Annotated in this window: 15 protein-coding genes; all 15 read left to right on the top strand. The window is 42.5% G+C overall.

The features are described from left to right. The 15 genes from SALPA_RS20545 (at position 1) to acsC (ending at position 16,604) form a co-directional block, all read left to right on the top strand. Positions 1–717, top strand: coding sequence for a 2-oxoacid:acceptor oxidoreductase family protein (locus tag SALPA_RS20545; RefSeq protein ID WP_145098283.1), 717 nt, complete (start codon positions 1–3; stop codon positions 715–717). Between the two features lie 12 nt (positions 718–729). Then, positions 730–978, top strand: a complete 249-nt coding sequence (locus SALPA_RS20550) for a 4Fe-4S dicluster domain-containing protein (RefSeq protein ID WP_145098286.1) — start codon at positions 730–732, stop codon at positions 976–978. A 99-nt stretch (positions 979–1,077) separates the two neighbouring features. Beyond that, positions 1,078–2,037, top strand: a complete 960-nt coding sequence (locus tag SALPA_RS20555; RefSeq protein ID WP_145102148.1) for a polyprenyl synthetase family protein — start codon at positions 1,078–1,080, stop codon at positions 2,035–2,037. A gap of 150 nt (positions 2,038–2,187) precedes the next feature. After that, positions 2,188–2,403 carry a twin-arginine translocase TatA/TatE family subunit gene (locus SALPA_RS20560; RefSeq protein WP_145098289.1) on the top strand — a complete coding sequence of 72 codons (216 nt, stop codon included), beginning with the start codon at positions 2,188–2,190 and terminating at the stop codon, positions 2,401–2,403. A 9-nt stretch (positions 2,404–2,412) separates the two neighbouring features. Continuing rightward, positions 2,413–3,267 carry a twin-arginine translocase subunit TatC gene (gene tatC / locus SALPA_RS20565; RefSeq protein WP_255451283.1) on the top strand — a complete coding sequence of 285 codons (855 nt, stop codon included), beginning with the start codon at positions 2,413–2,415 and terminating at the stop codon, positions 3,265–3,267. Between the two features lie 33 nt (positions 3,268–3,300). After that, positions 3,301–4,761, top strand: coding sequence for a menaquinone biosynthesis decarboxylase (locus SALPA_RS20570; RefSeq protein WP_145098292.1), 1,461 nt, complete (start codon positions 3,301–3,303; stop codon positions 4,759–4,761). Further along, the gene (locus SALPA_RS20575; protein WP_145098295.1) at positions 4,754–5,611 is read left to right on the top strand and encodes a UbiA-like polyprenyltransferase; all 858 of its coding nucleotides are present in this window, start codon (positions 4,754–4,756) and stop codon (positions 5,609–5,611) included. The genes SALPA_RS20570 and SALPA_RS20575 overlap by 8 nt, the downstream gene beginning before the upstream one ends. Positions 5,612–5,872: 261 nt before the next feature. After that, the gene (locus SALPA_RS20580; RefSeq protein ID WP_145098297.1) at positions 5,873–6,505 is read left to right on the top strand and encodes a cyclodeaminase/cyclohydrolase family protein; all 633 of its coding nucleotides are present in this window, start codon (positions 5,873–5,875) and stop codon (positions 6,503–6,505) included. Positions 6,506–6,517: 12 nt separating this feature from the next. Next, positions 6,518–7,381, top strand: coding sequence for a bifunctional 5,10-methylenetetrahydrofolate dehydrogenase/5,10-methenyltetrahydrofolate cyclohydrolase (locus tag SALPA_RS20585; RefSeq protein ID WP_145098299.1), 864 nt, complete (start codon positions 6,518–6,520; stop codon positions 7,379–7,381). A gap of 71 nt (positions 7,382–7,452) precedes the next feature. Beyond that, positions 7,453–8,100 (top strand): DUF3786 domain-containing protein, encoded by a 648-nt coding sequence (locus tag SALPA_RS20590; protein ID WP_145098302.1) that lies wholly within the window; start codon positions 7,453–7,455, stop codon positions 8,098–8,100. Positions 8,101–8,205: 105 nt separating this feature from the next. Continuing rightward, positions 8,206–8,994 (top strand): ArsA-related P-loop ATPase, encoded by a 789-nt coding sequence (locus tag SALPA_RS20595; protein WP_145098305.1) that lies wholly within the window; start codon positions 8,206–8,208, stop codon positions 8,992–8,994. 28 nt (positions 8,995–9,022) lie between these two features. After that, positions 9,023–10,783 carry a formate--tetrahydrofolate ligase gene (locus tag SALPA_RS20600; protein WP_145098308.1) on the top strand — a complete coding sequence of 587 codons (1,761 nt, stop codon included), beginning with the start codon at positions 9,023–9,025 and terminating at the stop codon, positions 10,781–10,783. Between the two features lie 210 nt (positions 10,784–10,993). Beyond that, on the top strand, positions 10,994–12,931 hold the full coding sequence (gene cooS, locus SALPA_RS20605) for an anaerobic carbon-monoxide dehydrogenase catalytic subunit (RefSeq protein ID WP_145098311.1): 1,938 nt from the start codon (positions 10,994–10,996) through the stop codon (positions 12,929–12,931). A gap of 76 nt (positions 12,932–13,007) precedes the next feature. Next, entirely contained in the window at positions 13,008–15,134 is a 2,127-nt protein-coding gene (gene acsB, locus SALPA_RS20610; protein ID WP_145098313.1) for an acetyl-CoA decarbonylase/synthase complex subunit alpha/beta, read from the top strand. Positions 15,135–15,260: 126 nt separating this feature from the next. After that, the gene (acsC, locus tag SALPA_RS20615; protein WP_145098316.1) at positions 15,261–16,604 is read left to right on the top strand and encodes an acetyl-CoA decarbonylase/synthase complex subunit gamma; all 1,344 of its coding nucleotides are present in this window, start codon (positions 15,261–15,263) and stop codon (positions 16,602–16,604) included. The last annotated feature ends 5 nt before the right edge of the window (positions 16,605–16,609 follow it).

Below are 16,609 nucleotides of genomic sequence, written 5' to 3' on the forward strand. Positions count from 1 at the left end.
ATGGCAAAAGTGGTTAAAGTGGCTATAGCCGGCGAAGGTGGTCAAGGTGTTCAGTCTATTGCTGAAATTTTGGCCGAAGCCGCTAACGAAGAAGGTAAAAATGCATTATATATCCCTAACTTCGGTGTAGAACAGCGTGGTGGAGTTTCTATCGCTTTTGTACAAATAAGCGACGATGAAATTGGTTTCCCTAAATTCCAAAAAGCAGATATTCTTATTCCCGTAAGTCCGCGGGCCGTGCAGCGGACCACTATGTATGCAGGCAAAGATACTGTATATATTTACGACAATTCGCTTATCCAAGAGGGTGAAGTAAATGATAATATTGTGGGACTGCAATATTTTGATGTAACTCCACCTTGTCCAACTGCCGATCATCCTAATAATGACCAATCCCAGGATATGATTGCCGGAGAACCCAAGACCTGCTCATTTTCCAAACCAGGTCCTGGTGTTGACCCGGGTGACATTCCGGAAGTTAAGAAAGTTCTGGCCATCCCGGCTAACGATATTGCAAAAAATGAGTTGCATCCACGTGTATTCAATATCATTATTCTCGGCGCGGTAATTGCGGCAACAGAAGTATTGCCTATGGACGCTATTAAGAAAGCGCTTGAAACTAAGCTTGGTGACAAATTTAAGAAAAATCCGGCACTTCGCGACATGAATTTCAAAGCTCTTGAGCGTGGCTATCAACTTATTAAGAGTGCAATGTAAGGAGGGGAACAAATGGCTAAAGAGAATTGGCAATCGAAAACCTATGATAGCGAAAAAGGCTTCTGGGCTAATTTTCCAGGTTTATGTAAAGGGTGTGGCTTGTGCATCGAGAAATGCCCGGTAAAATGTATAACCTGGTCAGAGGATCTTGGAGTATATGGCACACCAAGGGTTGAAGCCGACATGAAAAAGTGCATTATCTGCGGTATTTGTCAGATGGTTTGCCCGGATTGTGCTATTCGAGTAGAAAAAAATAAATAAAACCAACTAATATTGTAGACTAGTGCCGGTAAAATGGTGTATTATAGAAACAGATTTTGTCATGTAGGTGATTAACTAGTGAATAAATTCCCGAATAAGATATTTGATATAGTCCAAGAAGATCTCATGGCTGTTGAAAAAGAACTGTATTCTATTATCCAATCGCCGGTAGATTTGGTCAATGATATTAGTGTACATTTGGTACAGGCGGGCGGTAAACGATTACGGCCCGCCTTGTATCTCTTATGTGCCCGTGGTGGTAATAATTCTAACCCCAGCAGTGAGTTACTTCCCATGGCTGTCGCCATCGAACTTATTCATATGGCGACGTTGGTGCATGATGATGTAATTGACAATGCGGATACTCGGAGGGGGCGTCCGACTGCCAATGCACGCTGGGGTAATCATAGCTCGGTATTGACTGGAGATTATTTATGGGCTAAAGCATTTTCAGCCATAGCCATAGGGGCTAAACAAAATATGCTGAAAATTTTAACTGATGTTATTTCAAACATGTGTGAAGGCGAGATAATTCAACTTCAAGAAGCATTTAACGCTGAGCAGGATGAGGCTGCTTACCGTCTCCGGGTAGCCCAAAAAACAGCAGATTTTATTGCTGCCAGCTGTGAACTTGGTGCCTTGGCTGGAGGACTGGATAACAGGGATGTTATGCAAGTTCGAGAATATGGCTATGCAATTGGTATGGCTTTCCAAATCACGGATGATATTTTGGATATTACTGCATCAGCCGAGCAATTAGGTAAGCCGGTAGGCAATGACTTACGCCAGGGAATTGTTACTTTGCCTGCGATTTATGCGTTAAAAACAAGTTCCCATCGTGACGAACTGAGGCGTATCATTGTGAACCAAAATATGTCTGATGATGATGTTAGACGTGGTCTGGAAATTCTTTATGAAACAGATGCTGTAGAGTATAGCTATACGCAAGTGAGTAAGTATTTGCAACATGCACGCAATAGTTTGCCAATAACGCTTAACGGCTCTGTGCGCGAGGCCCTGCTGTCAATTGCTGATTTTGTGGGATTGCGCAAATATTAACAGTGGTAAAAATTACGGCTTTCCTGATAATGTGTCTTTTGCTAACCATATCAGGTGGCCGTTTTTTGGGACGTAATTTGTTGCATTGTTTTTTGGGGAACGTACAGGTATAATAGAACTAGTAGACAAACTAACAAAGGAGATGGAAGTATGTTTAGTTTTAGTATGCCAGAATTGGTTGTAATATTGGTTATTGCACTGATTGTATTTGGTCCGGGTAAACTGCCGGAAGTTGGTAAGGCTATTGGTAAAGGCATGCAGGAATTTCGTCGGGCCAGCAATGAAATGATGAATCCCAAAGAAGAACCGATAAAAGTCGAGGCCAAGGTAGAGAGCGACAGCAAGCAGCCTGAGGAGAAAAAGTGAGGTTGTTTGATGCCAGAGCATGATGAAAACAATAAAAAAATTATGCCGGAATCTGGAGAAAACTCAGGCGTAATTTATAGTGACAAAGTAATACGGGAAGATATAGTGCAAGCGGTTGAACCGCTTGCAGAAGATGTAACTCAGAATGAGTCAAGCGAGGAAGAACCGACGGAAAGGGCAATGTCGCTATTAGATCATCTGGAAGAACTTCGCCGCCGATTGATTGTGGTAATTGCTGCTATTGTTATCGGCAGTACATTCTGCTATTTTTATGCTGCTGAAATAACCGCCTTCATAACGGCGCCAGCAGGGAAATTGTATTATATGAACCCATCCGAGGCTTTCTTTACCTATTTGAAGGTTTCTTTTTTTGCAGGATTTTTATTGGCATTACCAATAGTTATGTATCAGCTGTGGGCTTTTATCGTACCGGCTATGACTAACAAGGAACGCACCGCCAGCCTGTTATTGGTTCCATCATCTATTTTATTATTTTTTGTTGGTTTATTTTTTTCCTATTACTTTGTTTTGCCGGCAGGGATTAAATTCTTTATGGGGTTTGCTACGGAGAACCTGCAGCCGATGTTTTCTATCGGGCAATACCTTTCTTTTGTTATCTCCTTTTTAGTGCCGTTTGGCTTTATCTTTGAATTGCCATTATTTATATTCGTTATGGCTAGACTGGGAATTATTGGTTCGGGATTTTTAGTGGCCAAACGTAAAATGGTATTATTTCTATCCTTTGTCATTGGTGCTTTTATTTCACCAACACCAGATGTTTTCTCACAAACGATGGTGGCAGTGCCAATGATTCTGTTATACGAAATTAGCATCTTAATTGTAAAATATATATTGCGGAAATAGATATACTACTTCTCTGCTGAAAGGAGTATTGTTTTGGCCTATAATGATCTGCGGGAATTTATTACTGCACTCGAGTCGCGGGGCTGGCTTAAGCGGATTACGCAACCGGTTAACTGTGAACTTGAAATTACTGAAATTACTGATCGGGTCTCCAAAATGCAAGGAGATAAGAATGTTGCCTTATTGTTTGAAAATGTTACCGGGTATGATATGCCTGTGCTCATGAATGCCTTCGGCAGCATGGAACGTATGGCGTTAGCGTTTGGGGTGGAGAAAATTGACGATATTGCCCAGGAAATACGGCAAATTTTGAAATTGCCCTATATTTCACTGCAGAATAAGCTTGATTTGGTTAAGATTATTCCAACGGCCAAACGGGCAATTAATTTCCCCAAGTATGTAAAAAATGCTCCTTGCAAAGAGGTTATCATTAAAGATAAGCCCTCGCTTGACAAATTTCCTGTTTTGAAATGCTGGCCGGGAGATGCCGGGCGCTTTATTACTCTGCCATTGGTATTTACAAAGAATCCCCTTACTGGCAAACGCAATGTAGGCATGTATCGGCTGCAGATATTTGATCAGCAGACAACAGGTATGCATTGGCATATTCATAAAAATGGCGCTGAAAATTTCCGGGCACACAGAGAATTAGGCAAGGATAAAATTGAAGTGGCTGTTGCCATTGGTGGCGATCCTGCGATAACTTACGCGGCTACAGCACCATTGCCGCGTGATATTGATGAGATGGTGTTTGCTGGCTTTTTGCGTAAAAAGGCTGTAGAGATGGTCAAATGTGAAACTGTTGATGTTGAGGTACCGGCAGGTTCGGAGATCATACTCGAGGGCTATGTAAATATGGATGAGCTTAGGGTAGAGGGGCCGTTTGGCGACCATACCGGTTACTATTCACTGGCAGATAACTATCCGGTTTTTCATATAACCTGTATAACTCACCGTAAAAATCCGATTTATCCGGCAACTATTGTCGGTAAACCTCCGATGGAAGATTGTTTCTTAGCCAAAGCCACTGAGCGCATCTTTTTGCCACTATTACAATCTCAATTGCCGGAAATTATTGACATTAATTTGCCGCTAGAAGGCGTTTTTCATAATTGCGCTGTTATTGCGATAAAAAAAAGCTATCCCCAGCAGGCTAAAAAGGTAATGCATGCCATCTGGGGTATGGGACAAATGATGTTTACCAAAATGATTATCGTCGTTGACGATCATGTTAACGTGCAAGATATGAATGCAGTTTGGTGGCGGGTATTTAATAACATTGATGCTAAACGGGATATTGTCATGGTAGACGGGCCGCTGGATGTTCTTGATCATTCATCGCCAATGCCCAACTGGGGGACAAAAGTGGGTATTGATGCGACCAAAACCTGGCCGCAGGAAGGCCAAACCCGCGAGTGGCCTGATGAAATAGTCATGTCCGCAGATATAAAAAAAATGGTTGATGCCAAGTGGGCGGAGCTGGGCCTTGAATAAGTTAAAAGCCCATCTTGATAATATTGCTTTGTCCCATTCAATTTTTGCTCTGCCGTTTGCTTATATGGGGGCTTTCCTAGCTGCCGGTTCTGTGCCAAGCAGCCATGACCTTATATGGATTACCTTAGCTATGATTGGGGCTCGCAGTGCGGCGCTTGCACTTAATAATTTTATTGATCTAAAGTACGATAAACTACATCCACGCTTTACCGAAAGACCTATGGTTGCGGGTACTGTTAAACCGTGGGAAGCCATTATTCTTATTGTTGCCTGTTTGGTGTTGTTTTTAGTGGCGGCAGCCCAGTTGCAGCCGCTCTGCCTGACACTTTGGCCACTTGCTTTGATTCCTTTGGTTATATATCCTTATATGAAACGTTTCTCCTGGACATGCCATTTGGTTTTGGGATTAGCTCTAGCAGCAGCGCCTGTTGGCGCGTGGATAGGTGTTAAGGGAGACATATCGCTTGCCGTCTTGTTTTTAGGTTTGGCAGTAGGGGTATGGATTGCTGGCTTTGATGTCATTTATGGCTGTCAGGATGTAGCTTTTGATAAAGCAAATGGACTAAACTCCATGCCGGTGCGGTTTGGTGTCCAAGGAGCATTGCGGCTGTCAAAAATCATGCATAGTATTAGTATTGTTGGTTTTGCACTTGTTGGCTTGCTGCTGCAGTTGCATTTCATTTATTATTTCGGTGTAACATTGGCTGGAATTGTTCTTATATACCAGCATATCATTATTAGTGCTGGTGATTTAAGTAAAGTTACTCAACGGTATTTTATGCGCAATGGCCTAGTAGGAATCTTGCTATTTATATTTACAATAATTGCTTTATTGTATCGAAATCCATGATCTTTTACAATTATTTGTTTGTGCCTTCTTTCCCTGTGTAAAGAGGCACATTTTTCTTTTGATGATCTTCTTCGACAAAAGTTGACAATAATATTTTTTTTGAATAATGAAAAACTAGCAGGAATTTCAGAATATAAAGCGAATTTTTCCAAATAGAATGTATGTGAAATAACAAACTAATTTTATCAGCAGCAGTAAACGTAGTATTATAGTGGTTATAGGCGTAGTTAAATTCAAGACGAAACGGGAGGATTCAAAAGTATGAGTATGCTTGATAAGTCTTGCTCCGAATTTCTGGCAGTATTGGCCTCTAAAGCTCCAGTGCCAGGTGGCGGTGGTGCGGCAGCTCTTGGTGGTGCCATTGGGATGGCTCTTTCCAACATGGTTGGTAATCTAACTGTGGGTAAAAAGAAATATGCCGAAGTAGAAGGGGAAGTTAAAGAGTTAATTATCAAAGGTGAACAGTTAATTGCGGAGTTAAAAAACCTGGTGGATGAGGATGCTGCTGTTTTTGAACCTCTATCTAAAGCCTATGGCTTACCTAAAGACACTCCAGAGCAGATCGCTTACAAAGAACAAGTAATGGAAAAATGCTCCAAAGATGCCTGTGAAGGACCTATGAAGATTATACGTACCTGTTATGCAGGCATAAAAATCCACGAACGTATGGGACAAATAGGAACTAATTTGGCAATTTCTGATGTGGGTTGCGGAGTTGTATTTCTGAAATCAGCGCTTATTAGCGGGATGTTAAATGTGGTAATCAACCTAAATACGATAAAAGACCAAGAATATGTCAGCAAAAACCGGGCGGAAATGGAACAATTATTAGCTGATGGCTCGAAGATTGCTGATGATACATTAGCGCTTGTTCTTGGTAAAATAAAGAAATAGGAGGATTGGATAATGGCCGAAAGATTAGCCGGTAAAGCAGTTGCTGATGCCATGAAAGCAGAGCTCTCCCAAAAGGTGACTGCTATTAAAGCCAAGGGAATTACTCCCAAATTGGGAATTATCCGGGTTGGTGCCCGTCCTGATGATCTTTTTTATGAAGGCGGCGCCAAGAAAACCTGTGAATCTATTGGAATGGCTTACCAGGTTTTCGAGTATCCAGCCGATATAGAACAGGCTGATTTTGAAAAAGCTGTAATTAGTGTTGGGGCAAATAAAGAAATTAATGGCATTTTAATGTTTGCACCTTTGCCCAAACAACTAGATGAAAAGAAAATTCGCAATCTCATCCCTGTCGAAAAAGATGTGGATTGCATGACTATCGGTAGTGCTGCTAAAGTTTATACAGATGATCCTACAGGCTTTCCACCCTGTACTCCGACTGCCTGCATGGATATTCTCAAATTTTATAATATTCCATTAAAGGGCAAGAAGGCTGTTATATTAGGCCGCTCGCAAGTAGTTGGCAAGCCTGTTGCTATGTTACTTTTAAGGGAACATGCTACTGTAACCATTTGTCATTCCCGGACAGATGACCTGCCGGCTGTTTGTTCTGAGGCTGACGTTCTTATTGCTGCCGTAGGCCGGGCGAAAATGGTTAAAGCTAACTTTGTTAAGCCAGGTCAAGTAATTATTGATGTAGGTATTAACGAAGATCCGGCTAATCCTGGGAAATACTGCGGCGATGTTGATTACGCAGAAGTTGAACCAATTGTCGCTAAAATTACCCCAGTTCCGGGCGGAGTTGGATCTGTTACCACAGTTGTACTATGTAAACAGACTATTCAGGCTTGTGAGATGCAAAACGGGTTGGTTTAAAGAAAATCTCGCTTTCCTAAGTTTTTGAGTATCTGTAATTCTTGTTTGATCGCACTAGGAGGCAACATCTAATGGAAACTGATACTATTATTTCACAGCGTTTGCAGAATGGGTATAAGTTGGCATATGAAAAAGCTTGTGCTGGATTGGCTGCCAGAAACCCGGCGGAAATGGCCGCGAACAGTGGGGCTGTTTTTGATGAGACTAACGGTCTATTTATGCTTAAATATATAAATGATGGTTACACTATCAGCTATCCGGCAGGTGAGGTAAAGTTCGCTAATCGTCAGGAAGAAGTTCCTATGCCAGCTAAAATTGTATTGTTGCATTATTTGCTCACAGCAAAAGGACAGCCTTTAGCCGGACAATGGATTTCCTTCAAAGAGATACCTGGTGGTATGATTTATCTACAGCCGTTTAATGGTCGGGTTCTTGGCGGTTTTAAAGCTTTTTTTGGAAAAAATGCAAGTCTTTTAATTAGAGCAGGCGAAAAAATTGGTGGTCATACCGTTAAATTTGGTGATGCGGCTATTACGCTGGATATTCTTCCGCGGGTTCCAGTGACTTACGTCATTTGGGAGGGAGACGAAGAGTTTCCTGCTAATGCCACAGCTTTATTTGATGCCACAGCCCAGTATTACCTGCCTACTGAAGATTTGGTTGTTGCAGCAGCTGCTGGTGCCAGCTTGCTTAATAAAACATCCCGAACGCTGAGTTAGTCGGGAGTGCACGTCTAACACAATTAGACAGAAAATTACATATAATAATATATAATATACAATACTCAATTTCAAAAAAGTCTATTTATTTAAGGAGGTGAGGACTTGAAAATCGCAGTCTCCGGCAAAGGCGGCGTCGGTAAAACGTCTGTCTCTGCCAGTTTGGCTAAATTATTTGCCCGTGAAGGCCGTCGTGTATACGCGGTAGATGCTGATCCAGATGCAAGCTTAGGACTTGCCTTGGGAATTTCGGATGATATCTTGGCTAAAGTAATTCCTTTAATTGAAATGGAGGATGTGATTAAGGCAAAGAGTGCCGGTGGTGGCTTACTCTATAGCCTTAATCCAGATGTTGACGACATATTAGACGAGTATTCCATTAGCGTGGGTAACATCCGATTCTTAAGAATGGGTGCCATTAAACCAGGTGGTTCAGCATGCTATTGTCGTGAAAATGCTTTTTTGTTTTCAGTGGTTGATTCCTTGATCCTTGACAAAGATGATGTAGTCATCCTTGATATGGGGGCAGGTATTGAGCATCTAACTCGTGGCACGTCTAAGGGCATGGATCTTATGATTGTGGTTACTGAAGCAAGTAAGACCAGCGTTCAGACAGCACGGGTAGTAATGCAGTTAGCTAATGATTTAGGAATTGAAGTATCAAAAGTAATTGCCAATAAAATACACTCATCAAAAGAAGACGCATTCATCCAAGCTCAGTTTACTGCGGAAGAACTGTTAGGCGTCATTCGTTTTGATGATGAACTGCTGGATGTTGCTCTCGGAAACGAGGAAGACATACTTACCGGAGCCTTCAAAGCGAGTATGGAAGAAATTTATCAGCGTGTTATTCATTTAAGTGGCGGCAAGACAAGCAATAATGCAAAGTCTTGACGCAAATAAAAAAAGGGGGATTTAATTTATGGCTTGGGATCCTACAGTATTGAAAGATTGGCAAATTGCCGAAGCAGCAGAGGGAAATATCCCTTCTACCGAGAAGTATCAGGAAATGATGGGTCTGCAAAAAGATGAAATCATTCCTTACGGAAAAACCCCGAAGATTGACTTCTTAAAGGTAATTGACCGTCTGAAGAATAAGCCTGATGGTAAATATATTGAGGTAACCGCCATTACTCCTACCCCGCTTGGTGAAGGTAAATCAACGACATCAATTGGTATTATGGAAGGTCTTGGAAAACGTGGCATGAATGTTGGTGGCGCATTACGGCAGCCTTCAGGTGGCCCGACTATGAACGTTAAAGGCACTGCTGCCGGCGGCGGTAATGCTCTACTTATTCCAATGACTGAGTTCTCCCTCGGCTTAACTGGTGATATCAATGATATTATGAATGCACATAACCTGGGTATGGTTGCATTGAATGCTAGAATGCAGCATGAAGCAAATTACACTGATGCTGAATTGGCTAAAAGAGGTCTGAAAAGACTTGACATTGATCCGAAAAATATTGAAATGGGCTGGATCATTGACTTTGCCGCTCAGGGTCTTCGCAATATTATTATGGGGCTTGGCGGTAAAAAAGATGGTTTCATGATGCATTCCAAATTCGGTATTGCTGTTGGTTCTGAGTTAATGGCTATCTTGGCTGTGGCTAAAGATTTGGCCGATATGCGGGAACGTTTTAAACACATTGTAGTTGGTTACAATAAACAAGGTAACCCAGTTACCACCGGTGATCTGGAAGTTGACGGTGCTATGACTGCTTGGATGCGTAATACCATCAATCCGACACTCTGTGCTACTGTTGAAGGTCAACCTTGCTTCGTTCATGCTGGTCCGTTTGCTAATATTGCTATTGGTCAGTCGTCTATTATTGCTGACCGTATTGGTCTGAAATGCTTTGATTACCATGTTACAGAGTCTGGCTTTGCTGCAGATATCGGATTCGAAAAATTCTGGAATGTTAAATGCCGCCTGAGTGGACTTACTCCGAACGTTTCTATCTTGGTAGCAACTGTTCGCGCTCTCAAAATGCATGGTGGTGGACCTACCGTTATTCCAGGTCGTCCGTTGCCTGATGAGTACACTAAAGAAAACCTTGGTCTGCTTGAAAAAGGCTGCGAAAACATGGTACATTTGATCAACATGATCAAAAAATCTGGCATCAAACCAGTTGTTTGTATCAATGCGTTCTACACTGATACTCCTGCTGAACATGCTTTGGTTAAGAGAATTGCCGAACAGGCAGGCGCTCGCGCTGCTGTTTCGCAGCATTGGATGAGCGGTGGCGACGGTGCTCTTGATTTGGCCGACGCAGTTATTGATGCTTGCAAAGAAAAAGTTGATTTCAAATTCCTCTATCCGTTGGAAATGCCATTACGTCAGCGTGTTGAGAAGATTGCCAAAGAAGTATATGGCGCTGATGGTGTTGATTGGGCTCCTCTGGCTCAAGAAAAAGCTGAGAGATTTGAGTCTGATCCTAAGTATGCCGATTTCTGCACCATGATGGTTAAGAGTCACCTGTCCTTGTCGCATGAACCTACTTGGAAAGGTGTACCAAAAGGCTGGAGATTGCCGATCCGTGACATCCTTGTATATGGCGGCGCCAAATTCCTCTGCCCAATGGCTGGCGCAATCAGCTTGATGCCAGGAACTAGCTCCGACCCTGCTTATCGTCGTATTGATGTTGACGTTAATACTGGCAAAGTGAGTGGCTTGTTCTAATTAAAATAAGCTAAACAAAAAAAATCTGATTACTGTGTAAAATATTTTTTAAGCTTGCAGGTATTCGTCCACCTAAGGGCGAATACCTGTATATAGAGTTTGTGAAAAAATCCTCAAAATATCACATGCTCTGCTAGTCTAAGAGTTAAGCTCCTTGTAAGTGGACTCAACTGAAAAACATCTATGATGAACATAGGGAGGAAAAGAAGAATGTCCGAATACAAAACAATCGACGTGGCAGCAACTCAAATGCTCGACAAAGCCAAAGAAATCGGCTTTTTATCAACATTTGACCGTGCCAAAGCTCAAGAGCCTCGCTGTACCTTCGGCAATACCGGTATTTGCTGCCGTATTTGCTTGCAAGGCCCTTGTCGCATACTGCCTAAGAAACCGGGTGGTAACAAAGGTGTCTGCGGTGCTGCTGATTACACTATCGTAGCCCGTAATACAGTTCGTTATATTGCTGGCGGCGCTGCTGCTCACTCCGATCATGGCCGCGAAATTGCGGAAACTCTTCTGCATACTGCTGAAGGTAAGCTGAAAGACTATCAAGTTACTGATGTTAATAAGCTTATGTATGTGGCTAAAAATATCGGTGTTGAAACCGAAGGCCGTGATGCAAATGCTATTGCTAAAGATGTTGCTAATGCTGCGTTGGCAGAGTTTGGCCGCATTGATGAAGCTGAAGAACTTACGTGGCTTAAATCTTATGCCCCTGAGAACACTCTAAATATTTGGCGTAAAACCACTGTAATGCCAAGTGGTATCAATCTTAGTCTGGCAAAATTACTTCATCAAACTCATGTTGGCAATGACTCTGACCCAGTTAATATTATCTTTGGTGGTTTGAAGGTTGCGTTATGCGATATTGATGGTCAGCATCTTGCTACTGACTTATCTGATATTCTTTTTGGTACGGGGGTACCTGTAGTAACGGAAGCTAACCTTGGCGCTATCAAAGCTGATAAAGTTAATATTGCTGTCCATGGCCATAACCCGTTGCTTTCGCAAATGGTTGTTAAAGCTGCCAAAGGAATGCAAGATGAAGCTAAAGCTGCTGGTGCTACGGGCATCAATCTTGTCGGTATCTGCTGTACTGGTAACGAAGTTCTCATGCGTGAAGGCGTTGCTATCGCCACCAACTTCGCAACCCAAGAATTGGCAGTTATGACTGGTGCTATGGATGCTATGGTTGTTGATGTTCAGTGTATTATGCCAAGCTTGCGTTCGGCTGCTGAGTGTTTCCATACTAAGATTGTTACCACTTCGCCTATCATGAAAATTCCTGGATCCTACCATTACGCGTTTGATGAGCATCGTGCTATGGATAGTGCGAAAGAAATCATTCGTTTGGCAATTGACGCTTATAAAACGCGGGATAAAGCAAAAGTTTCTATTCCTAATATTACCAATAAAGTTGTTGCCGGCTTCAGTCTTGAGGCTATGCTCAATATATTCAAGAAAGTTAACCCGGACAATCCGATGCGAGTTATCGCAGACGCTATTGAAGCAGGTGAAATTAAAGGAATCGCGGCCCTCATCGGCTGCAATAACTTAAAAGGCACCCATGACCAAAATCACACCGCGATTGCTCAAGAATTGGCTAAAAATGACGTATTGTTGCTTGCTGGCGGTTGCTCTGCCCAGGCTCACGCTTTGGCAGGCATGATGAATGGCGAAGCTGTACAGCAATATGCTGGTGAAGGTCTGAAAAAATTCTATGCTCGTCTGAATGCAGCATCAGGTTTAACTGAAGATCTGCCGTTGATGTTCCATATGGGTTCTTGTGTTGACTATAGCCGCATGCAGGTTTTTGTTAACATGTTAGCTGCCGAAATGGGCCTGGATAACTCGGAAGTTCCTTATGTTGTTAGTGCTCCGGAAGCTATGTCTGAAAAGGCTGTTGCTATTGGCTCCTGGAATGTCGCTTATGGTAATCCTACCCATGTTGGTGTTATCGCTCCTACTGTAGGCAGCCAGCTTGTTAATGATGTTGTTACCAAAATTGCTGAAGATGTATTTGGCGGCTATTTCTTCTGGGAACCAGATGCGGCTAAAGCCTCTGCTAGATTGATCGACATTCTGGAAGAACGTAATTGGAAGAATGTTATGCGTAAAAAAGCCCGTGATGCCAAAGCGGCTAACTAATTAGCGTTTAGGATCATGTTAATAGCTATTTAATAGATAATGAGAATTGACTCTATGAAGGAGGACGAAAAACAATATGTCTATGGAGCTTTTTAAAGGCGCCTATGAAGGTGCTGTCACAGCTACCAGCTATGCAGAAATTCTTCTGGCTAAAGCGATTAAGGAACACGGTGCTGATTGCCCGGTTAAATATCCTGATACTGCCTACAGACTGCCTGTAATCACTGCGCTGAGCGGTGAAGAAGTAAATACCATTGGTGATCTTGCACCAATTCTTAATAGAGTTCGTACTACCAATATCAAGGAAGAACTGACTTTAGAAAATGCTAAGCTCAATGGTGAGGCCACTCTTTATGCTGCGGAAGTTATTGAAGCTTTGCGCTATATTAATGGCGCAAAACCTGATGTATATCCATATTGCGGCTTCGTCACTGACCCTATTCTTCGTAAATTTGGCGTACCTTTGGTTGACCAGACAATTCCTGGCGTTGCCGTTATTGTTGGTAAAGGTAAAGACAGCAAATCCACTGCCAAACTGGTAAAAGAACTCCAGTCCAAAGGCATTATGATTTTCTTGGTTAACGAAGTAATTGAGCAATGTATTGAAGAAAACGTTAAAATTGGTTCTGAATTCATTACCTTCCCAGTTGGTAACTTTACCCAGGTTATCCATGCTGTTAACTTTGCTTTCCGGGCTGGTCTCGCTTTCGGCGGTATCCCTGCCGGTCAGCGTGAACGGGCTATAGAATATCAATTGAAACGCGTTTTCGCGTTTGTTATTCAGCTTGGACCTAATGATGTTGTTAAAACTGCTGCTGAATTTGGTGCTATGTTCATGGGCTTCCCGACAGTTACCGATCAGCCGGTAGCCGAAGAAATTCCTGAGTGGTATCAATCTGAGCCTGATTATGAAAAAATCGGCAAACTTGGTCTTGAGATTCGCGGCGTAAAAATTAAGATTGTTGATATCCCTGTACCTATCACTATTGGACCTGCTTTCGAAGGCGAAACCATCCGTAAAAAAGATGCCTGGGTTGAGTTCGGTGGCGGTCGTTCTACCAGCTTTGAGCTTGTTCGGATGGTTGGTGTTGATGAAGTTGAAGATGGTAAAATTGAAGTTATCGGACCAGAAATTGACGAGATGCCGGAAGGCAGTGTCTTCCCACTTGGCTTTATGATTGACATCTATGGCCGTAAAATGCAGGAAGACTTTGAAGGCGTGCTCGAACGCCGTATCCACTACAACCTTAACTATGGTGAAGGCTTGTGGCATGTAGCCCAGCGTAATATGATGTGGGTGCGTATTGGTAAGAATGCCCATGCCGCTGGTTTCAAAATCAGAGATTTCGGTGAAATCCTGATTGCGAAATTCAAATCCGATTTCCCCGCGATTATTGACCGCGTACAAGTTACCATTATTACCGATAAAGATGTTATTGAAGATAAAATCAAGCTTGCTATTGAAAAATATGCTACCCGTGATGCTCGACTCAAAGATCTTACTGATGATGTTGAAACATATTATTCATGCCTGCTTTGTCAGTCCTTTGCACCAAACCATGTGTGCGTAGTATCGCCAGAACGCTTAGGTTTATGCGGTGCTGTTAGCTGGCTTGATGCAAAAGCTTCTAACGAAATCAATCCTCTTGGACCAAATCAGCCGATTGAAAAAGGGGAATGCCTTGATGCTGAAAAAGGTCAGTGGAAAAACCTTAATGACTTCATTTATGCTAATTCCCACAGCACGGTCGAAGCCGTAAACTTCTATACGCTTATGGAATACCCGATGACTTCTTGCGGTTGCTTCGAAGCCATTATGGCGATTTTGCCGATGTGTAATGGTGTCATGATTACAACTCGTGAACATGGTGGCGAAACTCCTTGCGGCATGACCTTCTCCGCTTTGGCAGGTACTTGTGGTGGCGGTATGCAGACTCCTGGCTTTATGGGTCTTGGTCGTCGGTACATTACCAGTAAAAAGTTTATCAAAGCAGACGGCGGCCTTGCACGTCTTGTCTGGATGCCGAAAGAGCTCAAGGAATTCTTAGGTCAAGACCTTATTGATGCTGCAGTAGCTGAAGGTCTGGGTGCAGATTTCGTGGATAAGATTGCTGATGAAACTGTTGGCACTAGCGAAGATGAAATCCTGCCATTCCTGGAAGAAAAACAACATCCGGCTCTTAAATTAGATCCGATGATGTAATAAGTCCCACGTATTTATTTAAGGCAGAATTCGGAACACATTATGATAGGAAAAATTAATAACGATCAGATGTGTTCCGATTCTCATATTTATTTTAAGTTCTTATATTCGAAAGGAGAAGAGAAAATGGCATTAACCGGTTTGGATATTTTCAAACAACTGCCCAAAACAAACTGTAAAGACTGTGGTTCACCTACCTGCTTAGCTTTTGCAATGGCAATGGCTAATGGTAAAGCATCCCTTGATATGTGCCCGCATGCAACTGAGGCTGCTAAAGAAACGTTGGGTGCTGCTACTGCACCACCAGTAAAAACTGTAAAGGTTGGCGTTGGTGAGCAAGAAGTAGTTTTGGGTGACGAAACCGTCCTCTTCCGTCATGATAAAACTTTTTACCATCCTACTGCTTTAGCAATTCAGATTTCCGACAAATTATCCGGTGCGGAACTGGATGCCAAAATTGCAAAAGTTAACGATTTGGTAATGGATCGTGTTGGACAAAGAATAGCTATTGATATGATTGCTATTACAAATTGCTCCGGCGATGCTGCAACCTTTAAGGCTGCTGTTGAAGCTGTAGCTGCTAAAGCTAACTTCGCGTTATTGCTGGTTGCTGATGTAGCTGGTCTTGAAGCTGCTGTTCCTGCAGTAGCTGCTAAGAAACCTCTTATTCATGCTGCTACTGCTGAAAACTGGGAGAAGGTTGTAGCTCTTGCTAAAGCCAATAATTGCCCAGTAGTAGTAAAAGGCAATGGTCTTGATGATACTGCTGCTTTAGTAGAAAAAGTAGCTAAAGAATATAAAGAAATTGTTATTGATTTTGGCAACACTGCACCAGCTAAAACTCTTGGTGATATGGTTAACGCTCGTCGTTTGGCAATCAAAAAGAAATTCCGTCCGTTTGGCTATCCGATGCTTGCCTGCGCTTTAGCGGCTGATCCAAAAGAAGAAGTAGTAGAAGCAGTTACTTATGTTGCTAAATATGCTAGCATAGTTTGCCTAAAAGCTGACGAAAAACAGCATTTACTGCCCTTAATGGCATGGCGCATGAACATCTACACTGATCCGCAAAAACCAATGGCTGTTGAAGCTAAAGTTTATGAAATCGGTGATGTTGGTCCTGATTGCCCTGTATATGTCTGCACTAACTTTGCTCTCACCTACTTCGCTGTTGAAGGTGAAGTTGTTGGCAGTAAAATCCCTGGCTATATTGTGGCTGTTGATACCGATGGCGCTTCTGTTCTTACAGCTTGGGCTGCCGGTAAATTCGTTGCTGAGCCTATTCATGAGACTATTAAAGCATGTGGCATTATGGATAAAGTTAACCATAACAACATCGTTATCCCAGGTTATGTTGCCATTATCACCGGCAAACTCAAAGAAATATCTGGGTTGGACGTAATTGTTGGACCACAAGAAGCTGTTGGTATTCCTGCTTTTGCCAAGGCTCGTTACCCCCAACTCATGAAATAATAACT

The sequence above is a fragment of the Sporomusa sp. KB1 genome, from assembly GCF_007830295.1.
Classification (GTDB): domain Bacteria; phylum Bacillota; class Negativicutes; order Sporomusales; family Sporomusaceae; genus Sporomusa.

Excerpts from the sequence above, each read along its gene's own strand:
- SALPA_RS20545 (WP_145098283.1), top strand. The coding sequence starts at position 1 with ATGGCAAAAGTGGTTAAAGTGGCTATAGCCGGCGAAGGTGGTCAAGGT.
- SALPA_RS20550 (WP_145098286.1), top strand. The coding sequence starts at position 730 with ATGGCTAAAGAGAATTGGCAATCGAAAACCTATGATAGCGAAAAAGGC.
- SALPA_RS20560 (WP_145098289.1), top strand. The coding sequence starts at position 2,188 with ATGTTTAGTTTTAGTATGCCAGAATTGGTTGTAATATTGGTTATTGCA.
- tatC (WP_255451283.1), top strand. The coding sequence starts at position 2,413 with ATGCCAGAGCATGATGAAAACAATAAAAAAATTATGCCGGAATCTGGA.
- SALPA_RS20580 (WP_145098297.1), top strand. The coding sequence starts at position 5,873 with ATGAGTATGCTTGATAAGTCTTGCTCCGAATTTCTGGCAGTATTGGCC.
- SALPA_RS20585 (WP_145098299.1), top strand. The coding sequence starts at position 6,518 with ATGGCCGAAAGATTAGCCGGTAAAGCAGTTGCTGATGCCATGAAAGCA.
- SALPA_RS20590 (WP_145098302.1), top strand. The coding sequence starts at position 7,453 with ATGGAAACTGATACTATTATTTCACAGCGTTTGCAGAATGGGTATAAG.
- SALPA_RS20600 (WP_145098308.1), top strand. The coding sequence starts at position 9,023 with ATGGCTTGGGATCCTACAGTATTGAAAGATTGGCAAATTGCCGAAGCA.
- cooS (WP_145098311.1), top strand. The coding sequence starts at position 10,994 with ATGTCCGAATACAAAACAATCGACGTGGCAGCAACTCAAATGCTCGAC.
- acsB (WP_145098313.1), top strand. The coding sequence starts at position 13,008 with ATGTCTATGGAGCTTTTTAAAGGCGCCTATGAAGGTGCTGTCACAGCT.
- acsC (WP_145098316.1), top strand. The coding sequence starts at position 15,261 with ATGGCATTAACCGGTTTGGATATTTTCAAACAACTGCCCAAAACAAAC.